Raw genomic sequence first — 15,749 nt, forward strand, 5'->3', positions numbered from 1 at the left:
TGTTAAATAAAAAGCAAGGCGAGCGAAGGCATATAGCCTTCGCTACTTTTATAGGTTGCCCTACTTATTTCTTTTTAGGCGCTAGCACCATGATGGCTTGTCGGCCTTCCATTTTCGGGAAAGATTCAACAACCGCATACTCATCCAAATCAGTCTTAATACGGTTCAAAAGATCCATACCAAGATTTTGGTGGGCCATTTCGCGACCTCGGAAACGCAGCGTAATTTTCGCTTTGTCCCCGTCTTCCAGAAAACGTATCAGGTTGCGTAGTTTTACCTGATAGTCGTTTTCGTCAGTTCCAGGACGGAATTTAATTTCCTTAACCTGAACCTGCTTTTGCTTCTTCTTTTGTTCCTTGGCTGACTTAGCCTTATCAAACAGGAACTTACCGTAGTCCATAATGCGACATACTGGAGGTTCAGCATTTGGACTAATTTCAACTAGGTCTACACCTGCTTCATCTGCCAAATTCTGAGCATCTCTGATGCTCACCACACCAATAGCTTCACCATCAATGCCGGTTAAGCGTACTTCTGGTACACCTGTGATTTCTTCATTGATTCTATTAGGGGCCAGCTGACGCCCTGCTGTTTTCTTGATCTTTATGACCTATTCCTCCAACAATTTGAGACTACGGAGCGAAATCTGTTGATGGATTTTAGCGGCGAAATCTTCAATTCGCATCTTACCTAAATCAACGCCATCACGAGTACGCACCGCGACTTCCTTATTTTCCATCTCTTGATCGCCAACGACCAATAAATAAGGGACACGCCTTAAGGTGTGTTCGCGTATTTTAAAGCCTATTTTCTCATTCCTCAAGTCAAATGAGGCACGAATACCTTGTTCTTTGAAGAATTTGACCACTTCTTCAACATAATCAGCCTGTTTGTCGGTGATATTCATCACGACAACTTGCATTGGCGCTAACCATGTTGGGAACCGACCAGCATATTCTTCAATTAGAATACCTAAGAAACGCTCCAACGAACCTAAAATTGCACGATGGATCATCACAGGCGTTTGACGGCTATTATCTTCCGCCACATAAGTTGCACCTAAACGGCTTGGTAATGCGTAGTCAAGTTGCACTGTTCCGCACTGCCATGCACGGTCTAAACAGTCGTGCAGTGTAAACTCAATCTTAGGACCGTAGAAGGCACCTTCACCCGGTAAAATAGTGAATTCAATATTATTAGCACGTAAGGCTTGTTTCAACGCTTCTTCAGCTCTATCCCACATCGCATCGTCACCGATACGTTTTTCTGGGCGAGTTGATAGTTTTACCACGATGTTTTCAAAACCGAAGGTAGAGTAAGTATCGTATACCATTTGGATACAAGAGCTGACTTCCGCTTGAACTTGCTCTTCAGTACAGAAAATATGGGCATCGTCTTGAGTAAAACCACGTACACGCATCAGGCCGTGCAGTGAACCAGAAGGCTCATTACGGTGACAGCAACCAAATTCTGCCATACGCAATGGCAAGTCACGGTAAGATTTCAAACCTTGGTTGAAGATCTGTACGTGGCCAGGGCAGTTCATTGGCTTAACCGCATATTCACGGTTTTCACTGCTGGTGGTGAACATGGCTTCTGAGTACTTATCCCAATGACCAGAACGCTCCCACAACACGCGGTCCATCATGAGTGGACCTTTCACTTCTTGGTAAGTGTATTGGTTTAATTTACGGCGAATGAATCTTTCTAATTCGAGGAAGATGCTCCAACCGTCGTTATGCCAGAACACCATGCCGGGTGCTTCTTCTTGCATATGGTATAGATCGAGCTGCTTACCAATTTTACGGTGGTCACGCTTAGCCGCTTCTTCGAGGCGAGTTAAATAGGTGCTCAGGGCTTTTTTGTCAGCCCAAGCAGTACCATAAATACGTTGCAGCATCTTGTTTTCAGAGTTACCGCGCCAGTAGGCGCCGGCAATGCTCATCAATTTAAAATGCTGGCAAAAACGCATGTTTGGCACGTGAGGACCACGGCACATGTCGGTGTATTCTTCGTGATGATACAGAGCAGGTGTCGCATCTTTGCTGATGTTTTCATCCAGAATCGCAATCTTATATTCTTCACCGCGGGCGGCGAAGGTATCACGGGCTTCTTGCCAGCTTACAACGCGTTTCACCACGTCATAGTTGGTTTTAGCCAGTTCAAGCATACGTTTTTCGAGGGCTTCGATATCTTCTTGAGTCAGCTTATGCTCAAGATCGATGTCGTAGTAGAAGCCGTTATCGATCACAGGACCGATCGCCATCTTGGTTTGTGGCCATAATTGCTTGATTGCATGGCCTAATAAATGCGCGCAAGAATGGCGAAGGATTTCAATACCTTCTTCGTCTTTAGCGGTAATAATAGAAAGTTCGGCATCGGTTTCGATAAGATCGCAAGCGTCTTTGAGTTCGCCATTCACGCGACCAGCGATACAGGCTTTTGCAAGACCAGGGCCAATATCAGCGGCAACATCGAGAGTCGATACGGGATGTGCAAACTCGCGTTTGCTACCATCAGGAAGTGTAATTACAGGCATGAAATATCCTTGTCCAGTGGTGACCCACACGTAGGGCCACATGGTGATTAAGTAAAAAGAGTAATGCTCGCGAGGTTAAGACAGTACAGGAGTCTTAGCCGCCTTGCGTAGCAGGCAGTTATTCTACGGGATAGTCTTTAATACACGCAAGTTAAATGGCCCGATTGCGGGGCTTAGCGCCCAAATCGATGCATTTATTAAAACCAATCCGCGAAGTTTGCCGTTAATTCATCATATTGCAGTCAATCGTTCATGTGGCAGTCATCTAACGCCCCTACGCTATGCGCGTTAAATGACCGCGGGATTCTTTGTTATTTGCCATAATAAATGCCGTTGCCGTCACATCGCTGTAAATAATGAAGCAAAAGGAGTTGGTATGTTCACGAGTATCCTATTAACGGTTGCACTTAACCAAGTCGCCCAGAACCCAATCTCTGTTAACCCCATACCAAAAATACAATCTGAGCCGATAGTGGTTCAAAGCCAAACTGTAGTACATGTACAATTCGACACCATTGGCTTACAGGCCGATATCCATGCCGAGCTTTTGCTACAGATAGAACGACTATCGCAGGCCATTAGTGACAATATAGAGGAAGGCATATTACCGACGGCGCCTGTCGAACTGATGACTGTAAAGGATTGAGTTAACTTAACTGGTGCGCATGCTTGATAGTTCTTACGCTAGATAAATATCCGTGCAAAACGTACCAAGCGCTGAGCGGAACGGAAAAATCTAGTTGCTGAGATTTTGATACCGACTTTATCTAAGTTGCCACGGCACATTCTTGTATACTCAACTAAAGCCAGTATGACGGCTTAGCGACAAGTGTCATCCCTTCATTAGCGAGGAGTTGCGCCATGAGGATCATGAATAAAGTCATTGCCTGCCCCCACTGCGGACACCATCAACATATTAGTATTGATGCCAGCAGCGGCGACCAGGATTATTACGATGACTGCCGAATTTGTTGTAACCCCATCCACCTGCGTTTACATGTGGATGATGCCCGCCGAACCATAGAGTTATATATTGACTCGGACGACGAGCAAATTTATTAGGCATGTTGATTAAGATTGGTTGCTAAAACGTTTAGCCAGCACACGCTCGACTGTGTCGACGATGGCTTGGGTTTGGCTGTCAATTTCGATATTTAACTCATCACCAACCTGACATTGGCCTAAATTAGTCAACTTAAGAGTTTCTGGGATCAAGTGCAGCATAAAAGTACTCTCGGTCACCTCGCCAACGGTAAGGCTGCAACCATTGACCCCAACAAAGCCTTTATAGAGAATATAATTCATCCATTTAGGCTCGACGCTTAAGGTCAGATCATAATGTTGCTCGGTGTGACTAATGTGACTGACTTTTGCCTTTGTATGAATGTGTCCAGATAGGATATGGCCGCCAATTTCGCTACCAAAAGTCAGAGAGCGTTCAATATTAACGCGCTGCCCAACGGATAAATTTGCCAAGTTAGTCAATCTTAAGGTCTCTTCCACTACATCGAAAAATACCCTATCATCAACGACCTGAGTCACCGTCAGACATACCCCGTTATTTGCCACACTTGCGCCAATTGCAAGTCCCTCATGCAAATCAGGTTTAAACGCTACCTCAAGGGTATTGAGGCCATCTTTCTTATGTATTGCAACCACCTCACAGGTGGCTTGAACTATACCAGTAAACATTTTTTGCTCGCTTATTCGTTAAAGGCTGTATTTATGAATCATTCAGGCTTTCAGGCCAAACGCTTAATTCAACTCGCACTTCCAGTGTTGATCGCCCAAGTGACACAAACCATGATGGGGTTTATCGACACTGTAATGGCGGGTCGCGTCAGTGCGGTCGATATGGCCGCAGTTGCCGTGGGAACCAGTCTTTGGTTGCCCGCAATTCTATTTGTACAGGGGCTACTGATGGCGTTTACGCCATTATTTGCCCATCATAATGGCGCAAATAATCAGAAAGCCATTCAACCGTTGGCGTTTCAAGGCGCCTACTTAGCCTTAATTGGTGGCCTTGGCGTAATGGCGTTTCTCGCATCCGCGCCACTCGTACTCAGCCATATGAATTTAGAACCCCAATTGTACAACTTAACCATAGGATATATCGACGGTATTTTATGGGGTGCCCCCGCATTTGTGCTCTATCAAGTATTGCGCGGTTGCAGTGAGGGGATTTCATATACCTTACCTACTATGATCATCGGTTTTGTGGGACTCGCAGTGAATATTCCAGCAAACTATATCTTTATTTATGGTCACTTCGGCGTGCCTGCCATGGGCGGCGCTGGCTGCGGTGTCGCAACTGCATTGGTATTTTGGGCCATGTTGATCGCCATGACGATTTATATGCAGTTTCATAAGAAATTTGCCGCATTGGCACCCTTTAGCCAATTCCATCGCCCCGATTTTACCACCATGAAGAAGATGACCAAGCTCGGCATGCCAATCGCGATGGCGTTATTTTTTGAAGTAAGTCTGTTTGCGATTATCGCCCTGCTGCTAGCGCCATTAGGCGCAACTGTGGTGGCAAGTCATCAGATAGCGTTGAACTTCTCCGCTATTGTATTTATGTTGCCACTGTCGATTGGTATTGCCGTCTCGATTCGTATTGGCTACTACCTTGGCCGCGATCGTGCAGATATTTCTGCCGTGGTGGCTAAAGTCGGATTGTGGTTGGCACTATCGTTGGCCTTATCGACGGCAATCTTAACGGTGATATTCCGCTTTCAAATCGCCGAGTTATATAACAGCGATCCTGAAGTGGTGGTACTTGCGGGCAGTTTGATGCTGATGGCCGCGCTATATCAACTATCTGACTCAGTCCAAGTGGTTGCCGCTGGTGCACTACGTGGATATAAGGATACCCGCAGTGCATTTTATATTACGCTGTTTTCCTATTGGGGAATCGGCATGACCTTAGGTTATACCTTGGCGTATACCGACTTTATCGTACCCGCCATGGGCGCCCATGGCTTTTGGGCAGGATTGATTGCAGGTCTCACCTCGGCGGCGCTGCTGTTTTTCATCCGTCTACGTTATATTCAAAAGCATGGCGTACATTTAAGTCTGATTGAAGGCGACAGCGTGCACCATTGACACAGGACATAATTCACTGAATCAACGGCGAGCATTAGCTCGCCGTTTTGTTTAATTTCTTTTAATTTTGCAATCGTTGAAGCCTAACTTGTCGTTTTATCAGTAACTTTGCTGAAACACTGGGCAAGTTGCACAGCAATTCACCATTTGACAATAAAATTCGTTTTTTTGCTTGCCAGCCTTTCGCTATCCCCCTAATATAGCGCTCGTTCGAAAGCGAGATGGTAGCGATTTCGATATAACTAATACGATGCACCCGTAGCTCAGTTGGTTAGAGCACTACCTTGACATGGTAGGGGTCGGTGGTTCGAGTCCACTCGGGTGTACCACTCTTTTCACAGAGTCTAAAAAGTGAAATTCAAACAGTGCACCCGTAGCTCAGTTGGTTAGAGCACTACCTTGACATGGTAGGGGTCGGTGGTTCGAGTCCACTCGGGTGTACCATTTCTTGCTTTAACTCCCTGTAAAATCTCAATTTAACCTGTCCATCCATCAAGATGCTTAATTTTTACTTGTGCCTAAGATAAAATCTTCGTGTCTGTTCTTGGTTTTTCCAAAAATATTCAAACATACCCCACCCTTCGGCTCTGCCTGATTTTGCCTCTATTGCTTGATCCACATTTACCGTTGTTCCCCCCCCAAATTCGCCGTTTTTCTAAGTTTGTGCCCATTTCGTGCCAAACCTGTTGGCACAACATGCATTTGATGATTTTTTGTTATTACCATCGTAGTTAGCCCATAGATGCTGATAACAGACTCGTTCTGCGTGTATCTAGATAAACATTCAACAATGTAACAATTTTATCACCATGAGTACGACGGGTTATGCCGCCTAGAAACAGCAAAGCCGCAATCTAATGTGCGGCTTTGCAGAGCAAGACATTGGGGAAATTAGGCGTATTTACGTACCTTTTTTAAGGCGATTTGTTGCTTCAATGCCGATAAATGCTCAATAAACACTTTACCGTGTAAATGATCAATTTCGTGTTGCAAAACAATGGCTAAAAAGTCGTCGGTTTCGATTTCAACCGCTTTGCCTTGTCTGTCTAAGGCGGTGACTTTGACCTTTTCGAAACGGCTCACTTTCGCGCGGTAACCTGGGATAGAAAGACAGCCTTCTTCACTCACATATTCGCCAGACTTTTCAACAATCTCTGGATTAATCAGCACCAAGGGTTGGTCACGGGTTTCGGATAAATCGATCACAACCACCGCATCTGTACTGCCCACTTGGGTCGAGGCCAGACCGATACCATCGTCAGTGTGGTACATGGTTTCGATTAAGTCATCAATAAATCCCTGAATCGCTTCTATATCTTTTACGGGTTGCGCTTTGCGTTTTAGACGTTCATCGGGAATTGTCAGAATATCGAGTACAGCCATGCCTGTTTCATCTCTTATGGAGTCAAAAAAATTGGCGACATTATGAACTATTCCTGTGTTTTCTCAATATTCAAAACTAAATAGTTTAATAAAAATCATTACAATCGATTTTTTAGATTTACATTACGGCTTTTCAAACTAGCCTCTATTTCACTTGGCCTTCGTTTAACGCTACACTGGCTCACCTCTTTCATGGTTTTATTTGGCATCATCATGCGGTTTGCAAAAGATAAATCTCCACTTTATCGCTACTTAGAGCAAGATAAGGCTAATACGCCAGACGAGTTAGACAATACACAAGAGATACGAAGTCATGCCCTATCACCCATGGCGAAGATTTGGCAGATTGTAGCGATGATCCCGCCCAGCAAAGTAAGCAGTTATGGTAAGATCGCCGATTTCGCAGGGTTACCAGGACGCGCTCGCTATGTATCCAGGGCTCTCAAATTGGCCCCCGAACATTTGTCACTTCCTTGGCATAGAGTACTCAATAGCCAAGGAAAAATTTCCTTCGAAAAACATTCAGCCTCCTTTCAGGAACAGATGGAATTATTGCGCCTTGAAGGTGTAATGGTGAACTGTGGCAAAGTGAACTTGTCTGAATGTGAGTGGCAACCGGATATGGCAACCTTAGTGATGTCAATCCCGTTCTAATTTAATATATTGATCTAAAAACTATTTATTCCAATATAAACTCGGTTATAAACACTTAAATTTGATAGCTGAGCCATAGGATAAGCAGTGCTAGACGCTTTCTGTTTGCGATATAAAGGAGCATTAATTGCGCACAATTCCAACGTTATTCGTGAGTCTCGCACTCACCCACAGCGTATTTGCGATGGCGGCGCCAACGCCTTTAACGCCTCAAACTGCTGAATATCAAGTTAATTATGGTGATGTTGAACTGGGTAAGGCCAAGTATCAACTGCCAGCCATAGAGGATGGCGTCTATAAATATCGCTTCGACAGCGATCTTAGCCTGTTATTACTGACCGATGTGCGCCATGTACTGAGTGAGTTTGCCCAAGAGGGCAATCAATTATTACCCCTGCGCTATTTGCATGAGCGCCAAGGTGTCGGTCCGAATTTTATCGAGCAAACCGCCTTTGCCAAGGGGCAAGGGATGATCCATACCCGTTATAAGGATGAAAAAGGTAAATTCCCCTTCGAAGGCGATATTTTCGATCCGTTAATGGTGCAGCTGCAGTTTCGACTCGATATCAGCGCTGGCAAAGAAGTGCTTGATTATAAAATGATTAAATCTAACGAGCTCGATGAGTATAAGTTCCATGTGATTGGTAAGGAACGGATGACAATTGAAAGCGGCAGTTATGATACAGTCAAAATTGAGGTAGTGCGTGACAATCATAAACGCCAAACCTTCTTTTGGATGGCACCGGATTTAGCCTACCTCCCCGTTCGTCTGACGCACTTTGAAAAAGGCAGCAAACAGCTAGATATCAAACTGCTTAAGTATCATTTTGACGATGTGCCAGTTGAAGCCGCGCCCGCTGCCGTTGATACTGAAGTTCCGACGGAGCAGAAAGTACCTAAACTCCTCGGCACAGGCGCGAATTAAGCCAGTTACACATTTATCGCAATTTAAGATGGATTTAGTGCTGTTTCTAAGATGCCGTAACAGCACAAAAGGCCAAACGTGAGTGACTCCGTTTGGCCTTTTGTGTCTTATTTAATTCCGTCAAAGTGCAATGACTGACTGTGACAGCGCCCCAATTACAAATCGATAAGCAGCTCACCTAAGCGGAACAACTTCCAATTACCGGGTTGCATCACCTGCCAGTCTTCGTTTTCGGTTAGCGGCCGAGTAGCAATTACAGTCACGACATCGTGTGGCGTAGTTTCTTTATCAAAATCAATCACTACATCGGTATCAATTAATTTTGCCTTGCCAAACGGCGCCCGGCGGGTGATGTAACACAGATTATTACTGCAATAACTCATCAAGTATTCGCCATCGCTGAGGATCATATTAAACACCCCAAGCGCACGGATTTGTTCGGCCAGCGTTGCCACAAATCGAAACACCGCTTGCATATCTTCAGGCCGACGATCACCAAACTTGGCCGCGATTTGCTCCAATATCCAGCAAAAAGCCAGCTCACTGTCGGTATCACCAACACTCTGATAACGAGACACCTGAAACTTCGCCTGATAATTGCTTAACTGACCATTATGAGCATAGGTCCAATAACGGCCCCACAACTCACGGGTGAATGGGTGAGTATTTTCAAGGGAAACACAGCCGCGATTGGCCTGACGAATATGGCTTATCACCACCTCGCTTTTAATCGGATAGGATTTGATCAATTTTGCAATGTGCGACTCACTACTCGGGCAAGCATCTTTAAAAGTTCTGCTGCCACGGCCCTCATAGAAAGTGATCCCCCAACCGTCAACATGGGGCCCAGTGACGCCACCACGCTGTGCTAAACCCGTAAAACTAAAAACAATATCGGTCGGCACATTGGCGCTCATCGCCAGTAACTCACACATATTTCTCGCCTTTCTTAATCCAAATCTCCACGGTTTTGCATTGTAACTAGTTGATGACATTTGTGGAATGATCAAAGGTGACAAAAAATTTAAACAATTGTTTGAAAAATACTTGTATTAAAACAGCCTTAGGTTTAACTTTTATGCGACACAGGTCAGACCACAAACTATAATTGTGATCGCAATCAACAAAACTCGTTATGACCTGTGATTGGCACTCGGTCATACTTAAGGAGAAATTACAGTGACTACCCTACTTTGGATCATCGCCATGATCTTAGTGCTAGGAGCCCTAGCTTACCTTCGGGTATCTTTGCTCACTGCCACTATTGCAGCCGCTGTTGTGATGACAGCCGGATGGACACTCGATGTTGTCGGCCCTATCTCTTGGATTATCTTCCTGGTGATCGCGCTGCCCCTCAATATCAGTGCATTTAGACAAAATGTTATCAGTCGCCCACTGATGAAGATGTACCGTGGCATCATGCCCGAAATGTCTTCAACCGAAAAAGAAGCGATTGAAGCTGGTACCACTTGGTGGGAAGCCGATCTGTTTGCGGGTAACCCAAACTGGAAAAAACTCCACAACTACCCAGTCGCTCGTTTAAGTGCCGATGAGCAAGCCTTCTTAGACGGCCCAGTTGAAGAAGTGTGCCGCATGGTGAATCAACACCAAGTATCGCACCAACTGGCTGATTTGCCTGCTGAAGTATGGCAATACCTGAAAGATCACGGGTTCTTCGCCATGATCATTAAGAAAAAGTACGGCGGTTTAGAGTACTCAGCCTACGCCCAATCCCGTGTGTTACAAAAGCTGGCAGGTTTGAGCAGCGAATTAGCATCCACTGTAGGCGTACCTAACTCCTTAGGCCCTGGCGAACTGCTGCAACACTATGGTACGCCTGAGCAGCAAAACTATTACTTGCCACGTTTGGCCAAAGGTTTAGAAGTCCCTTGTTTCGCATTAACTAGCCCAGAGGCTGGTAGCGATGCAGGCTCTATCCCTGACTTTGGTATCGTGTGTAAAGGCCAATGGGAAGGCGAAGAAGTCTTAGGTATGCGCTTAACCTGGAACAAGCGTTATATAACCCTCGCCCCTGTTGCGACTGTATTAGGCTTAGCCTTTAAACTGCATGACCCTGATCACCTGTTAGGCGATAAAGAAGAGCTGGGCATTACCTGCGCGCTGATCCCAACAGACGTTGAAGGCGTTGAAACGGGTCGTCGCCACTTCCCACTAAACTGTATGTTCCAAAACGGTCCTACTCGCGGTAAAGACGTATTCGTACCATTAAGCTTTATCATCGGTGGCCCGAAAATGGCTGGCCAAGGCTGGCGTATGCTGGTTGAGTGTTTATCTGTTGGCCGTGGTATTACGCTGCCATCAAACTCAGCTGGCGGCGTGAAAACCGCGGCTTTAGCCACAGGTGCCTATGCGCGTATTCGTCGTCAATTCAAACTGCCTATTGGTAAGTTGGAAGGGATTGAAGAGCCAATGGCACGCATCGGTGGTAACGCCTACCTGATGGATGCCGTGACCTCATTAACCACCACAGGTATCGACTTAGGTGAAAAACCTTCAGTTATCTCGGCTATAGTGAAATATCACCTGACTGATCGGATGCAGAAATGCGTTATCGACGCCATGGACATCCACGGTGGTAAAGGTGTGTGCTTAGGCCCTAACAACTACTTAGGCCGTGGCTATCAAGCGGCTCCGATTGCGATTACCGTTGAAGGCGCAAACATCCTGACACGTTCGATGATCATCTACGGTCAAGGCGCTATTCGTTGTCATCCTTATGTATTGGCCGAAATGGAGTCAGCGTTTGATACTGAGTCTGGCCAAGGCTTAGCCAACTTCGATGCGGCCATCTTCGGTCACATTGGTTTTGCGACCAGTAACTTTGTGCGTAGCTTCTGGTTAGGTCTGACATCAAGCCGTTTCTCTAACGCGCCATACTCAGATAAAACCAAACGTTATTATCAACATATGAACCGTTTCAGTGCTAACCTTGCCCTGCTATCAGACTTGGCCATGGCAACCTTAGGCGGTAACTTAAAACGTAAAGAGCGTATTTCTGCCCGCTTAGGCGATCTGTTAAGCCAGTTATATCTCGCCTCTGCAACCTTAAAACGTTACCAAGATGAAGGCCGTCAAACAGACGATCTACCACTGGTACAATGGGCGGTTGAAGATGCTCTGTACAAGTTACAGGCTTCATTAGACGATTTACTGGATAACTTCCCTATGGGTCTGGGCGGCGTATTACGCGCCATCATGTTCCCATTTGGTCGTCCACTGAAACGTCCAAGCGATGTGTTAGACCATAAAGTGGCTAAGATCATGCAAACCCCTTGTGAAAGCCGTGATCGTTTAGGTAAAGGCCAATTCTGGACTAACTCTGAGCACAATGCTGTGGGTATCCAAGAGCAAACGCTGAAGGATATTCTGGCCGCCGAACCTTTATTCGACAAAGTCTGTAAGGCCAGTGGCAAACGTTTACCTTTCATGTGGTTAGATAAAGTCGCTGCTGAAGGTAAAGCCTTAGGCGTACTAAGCGACAGCGAAGTACAACTGTTGGAACGTGCCGAAATCGGCCGAATGAAGTCTATCAATGTGGATGACTTCGACCCAGCAGAACTGCGCCCTGAAGTGATTTCTACCACTTCACAGGAACGCGCCGCTTAGTAGCTAAGCGGTACCAGCTAAGCCCATCAAAATAAACAAAAGGCACTACAATCTAGTGCCTTTTTTATTTTCGTCTCACTTAACGGGCTTATCCCTTAGCTAGAGTTTCATCAGATGTATTAATGTTTTCTTGAACTTCAACCTCAGGTTGCGTTTGTTCCGCAGCCTTGATTTGCGCTTGCAGCTCAAGTCGTTGACGTTCAGCTTCTGCTTTCTCCTCGGCCTTGGCTTTCGCAAGGGCAGCTTCTTCCGCCGCTTTGGCCTGTGCAGCTATCGCCTCTTGCTCTGCAATCGCCTGTTGGATTTTCGCTTCTTCAAGGGCTTCAACGGGCAATAAACTAATCAACTCAATGCCGTTGGGGAATTGGTTGTTATTGCCTGACACAATCACAACTTTACCTTCTTTGGTCAGATACACTAACGGCAATGCCGTTTCGCCATAACGCTTGCGGAAATGATCGAAGGTGAAGTTTTCAGTTAAGTTAGTGACTTTAAGTTGCGCCCCTTTCGCCATTTGACTAGCGATTTTGGCATAGGAAACCGTATCACCAAACAAACATAGCCGCTGTTTGTAAGTCTCAGATAATTGATGGCGCGCGCTGCCCTGCTCGGCATTATTAAGGCCAAAAACCTTTTTAGCGCCTAATACATCTTGAAAATAGAACGTCACTAGCGGGTTTAACTGCTTGTAGGGCGACATGATCAGCACGCGACCAATTCCTGTTAGATCCATATAGGTTTCAGCATGTTCCGAGGCAGGGTTACCAAAATAGACCGGAATATTGTCCATCCGTGCAAGGCGAATGTTATCCCAGTTGCTGTCGGCCAGCAGCACTTTGACATCTTTGCTTTTTAAGATTTTTGCCAGTTCGCGAGAAAATTTAGAGGCTCCGAAAATTAATAATCCTTGCGCCGAACCCGACGTAACCCCAAGGTATTTCGCCCAGCGGCCCGCGGTTAGGCTTTGGATCACCACTGTGCCGATAATGATTAAAAACACTAAAGGTACAATGGCTTCGGCGCCCTGCACATTGTTTGCCTCTAACTTAATGGCGAATAATGAAGACACAGCCGCCGCCACAATCCCCCGCGGAGCAATCCAGCATAAGAACCACTTATCGGCCTTTGATAATGACGTGCCTATGCCAGATACCCAAATACTAACTGGCCGTGCGATCAGCATGGTCACAGCGAGTACACCAATGCCGCCCCAGCCTAAATCCATCATGGCATTCGAGTCTAGTCTGGCGGCTAACAGAATAAATAATGCGGAGATCAGCAGAACTGTCAGTGTTTCTTTAAATTCAAGGATTTCAGCAATATCCACGCCGCGCATATTCGCCAGCCAAATGCCCATCACAGTCACGGTGAGCAATCCCGATTCTTCCTGCAACAAATTTGAGCCGACGAAAATCCCCAGCATTAGGGTTAATACTGCGGTATTACGTAAATAGTGTGGCAATAAATTGTGGCGGATCACTTGGCCAATTAAGTAACCCGATGCAGCGCCTAAGCCTAAGCCAAGTGTGAGCATAGAACCTAGTGCATAGAGTACATGGCTAGTTTGATTCCCAGATACCGTAATATATTCAAACACTAATACCGCTAGCAGCGCGCCAATTGGGTCAATCACAATCCCTTCCCAGCGTAAAATACTCGCGAGCTGCGACTTTGGCCTAACGCTGCGCAGCATTGGTACTATCACAGTTGGCCCCGTGACCACCACCAACGCACCAAATAGCAGTGCAACTTCCCAGCTAAAATCCAGCAGATAAAAAGTGGCGGTACTGATACAGCCCCAGGTGATCACCATGCCGATACTCACTAAGTGAGTCACCATGCGGCCATGATCTTTAATCTCTTTAAAATTGAGGGTTAATGCGCCCTCAAACAGGATAACGGCAACGCCTAGGGAAATAATCGGAAACAGTAAATCCCCAAATATTGCATCGGGATTTAACACTCCAAATGCTGGACCTAGTAGTAAACCACAGAGTAGTAGCGGTAAAATTGCTGGTAATCTCAACTTCCAACCAAGCCATTGACAAAAAAGGGAAAGCACGCCGATGAGTGCTAGCATCCCAGTGATTTTTTCAACCATAAAACATCCTTTCGTTAGGTGAGGCATGCGATTGTGGATTTAACCTAACACGCTTTTTCATTCAGGAAAATAAACGGTTAATGATAACAATAGCACTAAAAAGTACGCTCTAGTGATACAAATAAGTGAGATGATATTCAACTTTATTCGCATACCAAGGGAGTTCGAAGGGTTACATTGCTATATGGGAAACATGAAAGCGACAGAGAATAAAGTTGCAGTCTATTCAGCAAGTTGGGATAAGTTAGTGATCGAATAAATATGTAAGATCTAAATGCCCACAAATGTATCTTGAGTTAGAGATTAGCTAATTTTAGTTTTATTTGCTCATCGGGTAGCTTATTCAATATTTCATCGGGGATTCTGCCGTGATATTTAGTGGCATAGTGTGCCAAGCATAATAATAAGGCTAGATTATGTTCAACATTACTCACCTCAGGCTCTGCGCTGGACAAAATGTTGTCACATAAGGATTCGCTATACCCCCAAAGCGTTAAAAGATAGGCTGATATAGAGACGATGAGTTTTCTCACTGGCCACTCCGTAAACTGAGTCGCAAACGAATCTTGCCAAATACGAGATGCCAAAATCAACTCACCTATTGACGACATCAAAGCCGCAATAAATAGCTCTTCTTGTAAACTCTTTTGTAAATTAAGTGCTTTAGCGATTTTTTGAGCGTTAAGCGCTAACTGATACGCATGCTCGTTAATTCTACTCTGTGCAGACTTATCAATAATCGACGTCGCCGATTGCTCAATGGCGATAGAACTAATAATCGCGCTAGTTAAATCCACCCCTAAGCGTTTGATAGCCTCTTCAATTGACAGTGTTGTGCGGCTAAAACCCAAAAACGCGGAGTTTGCGAGTTGTAATAATTTGGCGGTAATAATTGGTTCGTGGGCAATAAGATCAACAATATCGGCGGCTTCGGATTGCTGATTTAGAAGCACTTTGCGGACCTGTTGCACTATGTCTGGCAGAGGTAGTAATAAAGCACTTGCGCCCAACATTGCTCTAACGTCTTGGGAGAATGGCAATTTATGAACCCGTTCCACTGAGGTCAGAAGTTGTACAATATCCTGTTCATTGAAGGGTTTACTCAATACAAAATGAGCCGTTTTGCCCGCTTTGCATACTACTTCCTCTGTCGTGTCACCTGTAAGTAACGCTCTAATTGCCTGGGGATAATGTTTTGAAACCTCAACGAGTACCCTATCACCATTAACATCAGGCATTAAATAATCGCAGATTATAAGATCGACATTAACATCATTAGCTATAGATTTTGCCCAGTTTAGGCCATCCTCCTCAGTCCAAAACTGCCAGTCAGGTCTCAGTCTTTTCGCTAGCCGCAAGAGAGCTCTAAGCATAAAACTGTCATCATCAACAAAGAGTACATTAAACATAACTCT

The 15,749-nt window shown here is 45.4% G+C and carries 13 protein-coding genes and 2 tRNA genes; 8 read left to right on the forward strand and 7 right to left on the reverse strand.

Annotated elements, in window-relative coordinates:
* Nucleotides 1–64: 64 nt before the first annotated feature.
* Nucleotides 65–607, reverse strand: a complete 543-nt coding sequence (infC, locus tag KXJ80_RS13670) for a translation initiation factor IF-3 (RefSeq protein WP_011072302.1) — start codon at nucleotides 605–607, stop codon at nucleotides 65–67.
* A gap of 3 nt (nucleotides 608–610) precedes the next feature.
* Nucleotides 611–2,539, reverse strand: a complete 1,929-nt coding sequence (gene thrS, locus KXJ80_RS13675) for a threonine--tRNA ligase (RefSeq protein WP_069454916.1) — start codon at nucleotides 2,537–2,539, stop codon at nucleotides 611–613.
* Nucleotides 2,540–2,915: 376 nt separating this feature from the next.
* Here thrS and KXJ80_RS13680 point away from each other — a divergent pair, with 376 nt between their 5' ends.
* The gene (locus KXJ80_RS13680; protein ID WP_231570499.1) at nucleotides 2,916–3,185 is read left to right on the forward strand and encodes a hypothetical protein; all 270 of its coding nucleotides are present in this window, start codon (nucleotides 2,916–2,918) and stop codon (nucleotides 3,183–3,185) included.
* A 215-nt stretch (nucleotides 3,186–3,400) separates the two neighbouring features.
* A complete protein-coding gene (locus KXJ80_RS13685) occupies nucleotides 3,401–3,601 on the forward strand; it encodes a CPXCG motif-containing cysteine-rich protein (protein WP_011622722.1) in 201 nt (66 codons plus the stop codon).
* A 9-nt stretch (nucleotides 3,602–3,610) separates the two neighbouring features.
* Here the strand turns inward: KXJ80_RS13685 and KXJ80_RS13690 are convergent, their stop codons facing one another.
* On the reverse strand, nucleotides 3,611–4,231 hold the full coding sequence (locus KXJ80_RS13690; RefSeq protein ID WP_037418419.1) for a riboflavin synthase: 621 nt from the start codon (nucleotides 4,229–4,231) through the stop codon (nucleotides 3,611–3,613).
* Between the two features lie 33 nt (nucleotides 4,232–4,264).
* Here KXJ80_RS13690 and KXJ80_RS13695 point away from each other — a divergent pair, with 33 nt between their 5' ends.
* The 3 genes from KXJ80_RS13695 (at nucleotide 4,265) to KXJ80_RS13705 (ending at nucleotide 6,088) form a co-directional block, all read left to right on the forward strand.
* Nucleotides 4,265–5,644, forward strand: coding sequence for an MATE family efflux transporter (locus tag KXJ80_RS13695; RefSeq protein WP_037427637.1), 1,380 nt, complete (start codon nucleotides 4,265–4,267; stop codon nucleotides 5,642–5,644).
* 252 nt (nucleotides 5,645–5,896) lie between these two features.
* A tRNA-Val gene (locus tag KXJ80_RS13700) sits at nucleotides 5,897–5,973 on the forward strand.
* A 38-nt stretch (nucleotides 5,974–6,011) separates the two neighbouring features.
* Nucleotides 6,012–6,088, forward strand: a tRNA-Val gene (locus KXJ80_RS13705).
* 447 nt (nucleotides 6,089–6,535) lie between these two features.
* Here KXJ80_RS13705 and def read toward each other — a convergent pair.
* Nucleotides 6,536–7,027, reverse strand: a complete 492-nt coding sequence (def, locus tag KXJ80_RS13710) for a peptide deformylase (RefSeq protein ID WP_218738659.1) — start codon at nucleotides 7,025–7,027, stop codon at nucleotides 6,536–6,538.
* Nucleotides 7,028–7,237: 210 nt separating this feature from the next.
* On the opposite strand from def, the gene KXJ80_RS13715 reads away from it, so the two are divergent.
* Both KXJ80_RS13715 and KXJ80_RS13720 read left to right on the forward strand, forming a co-directional pair.
* Complete coding sequence (locus KXJ80_RS13715; protein ID WP_218738893.1) at nucleotides 7,238–7,681, forward strand: MGMT family protein; 444 nt, start codon at nucleotides 7,238–7,240, stop codon at nucleotides 7,679–7,681.
* A 127-nt stretch (nucleotides 7,682–7,808) separates the two neighbouring features.
* Nucleotides 7,809–8,606, forward strand: a complete 798-nt coding sequence (locus KXJ80_RS13720; protein WP_037419101.1) for a DUF3108 domain-containing protein — start codon at nucleotides 7,809–7,811, stop codon at nucleotides 8,604–8,606.
* Between the two features lie 155 nt (nucleotides 8,607–8,761).
* Here the strand turns inward: KXJ80_RS13720 and KXJ80_RS13725 are convergent, their stop codons facing one another.
* Complete coding sequence (locus KXJ80_RS13725; RefSeq protein ID WP_218738660.1) at nucleotides 8,762–9,541, reverse strand: class II glutamine amidotransferase; 780 nt, start codon at nucleotides 9,539–9,541, stop codon at nucleotides 8,762–8,764.
* A 244-nt stretch (nucleotides 9,542–9,785) separates the two neighbouring features.
* Here KXJ80_RS13725 and fadE point away from each other — a divergent pair, with 244 nt between their 5' ends.
* Complete coding sequence (gene fadE, locus KXJ80_RS13730; protein ID WP_218738661.1) at nucleotides 9,786–12,233, forward strand: acyl-CoA dehydrogenase FadE; 2,448 nt, start codon at nucleotides 9,786–9,788, stop codon at nucleotides 12,231–12,233.
* 88 nt (nucleotides 12,234–12,321) lie between these two features.
* Here fadE and KXJ80_RS13735 read toward each other — a convergent pair whose 3' ends face one another.
* Together KXJ80_RS13735 and KXJ80_RS13740 are read right to left on the reverse strand one after the other, a co-directional pair.
* On the reverse strand, nucleotides 12,322–14,334 hold the full coding sequence (locus KXJ80_RS13735) for a cation:proton antiporter (RefSeq protein WP_218738662.1): 2,013 nt from the start codon (nucleotides 14,332–14,334) through the stop codon (nucleotides 12,322–12,324).
* Between the two features lie 296 nt (nucleotides 14,335–14,630).
* On the reverse strand, nucleotides 14,631–15,743 hold the full coding sequence (locus KXJ80_RS13740) for an HDOD domain-containing protein (protein ID WP_037419113.1): 1,113 nt from the start codon (nucleotides 15,741–15,743) through the stop codon (nucleotides 14,631–14,633).
* Between the last annotated feature and the right edge of the window lie 6 nt (nucleotides 15,744–15,749).

The organism is Shewanella xiamenensis, assembly GCF_024971755.1.
GTDB lineage: Bacteria > Pseudomonadota > Gammaproteobacteria > Enterobacterales > Shewanellaceae > Shewanella > Shewanella xiamenensis.

What these genes read in the sequence shown, in the direction of transcription:
- thrS (WP_069454916.1), bottom strand. Translation starts at nt 2,539, where the DNA reads ATGCCTGTAATTACACTTCCTGATGGTAGCAAACGCGAGTTTGCACAT.
- KXJ80_RS13725 (WP_218738660.1), bottom strand. Translation starts at nt 9,541, where the DNA reads ATGTGTGAGTTACTGGCGATGAGCGCCAATGTGCCGACCGATATTGTT.
- KXJ80_RS13685 (WP_011622722.1), top strand. Translation starts at nt 3,401, where the DNA reads ATGAGGATCATGAATAAAGTCATTGCCTGCCCCCACTGCGGACACCAT.
- KXJ80_RS13690 (WP_037418419.1), bottom strand. Translation starts at nt 4,231, where the DNA reads ATGTTTACTGGTATAGTTCAAGCCACCTGTGAGGTGGTTGCAATACAT.
- def (WP_218738659.1), bottom strand. Translation starts at nt 7,027, where the DNA reads ATGGCTGTACTCGATATTCTGACAATTCCCGATGAACGTCTAAAACGC.
- KXJ80_RS13680 (WP_231570499.1), top strand. Translation starts at nt 2,916, where the DNA reads ATGTTCACGAGTATCCTATTAACGGTTGCACTTAACCAAGTCGCCCAG.
- KXJ80_RS13735 (WP_218738662.1), bottom strand. Translation starts at nt 14,334, where the DNA reads ATGGTTGAAAAAATCACTGGGATGCTAGCACTCATCGGCGTGCTTTCC.
- KXJ80_RS13695 (WP_037427637.1), top strand. Translation starts at nt 4,265, where the DNA reads ATGAATCATTCAGGCTTTCAGGCCAAACGCTTAATTCAACTCGCACTT.
- KXJ80_RS13740 (WP_037419113.1), bottom strand. Translation starts at nt 15,743, where the DNA reads ATGTTTAATGTACTCTTTGTTGATGATGACAGTTTTATGCTTAGAGCT.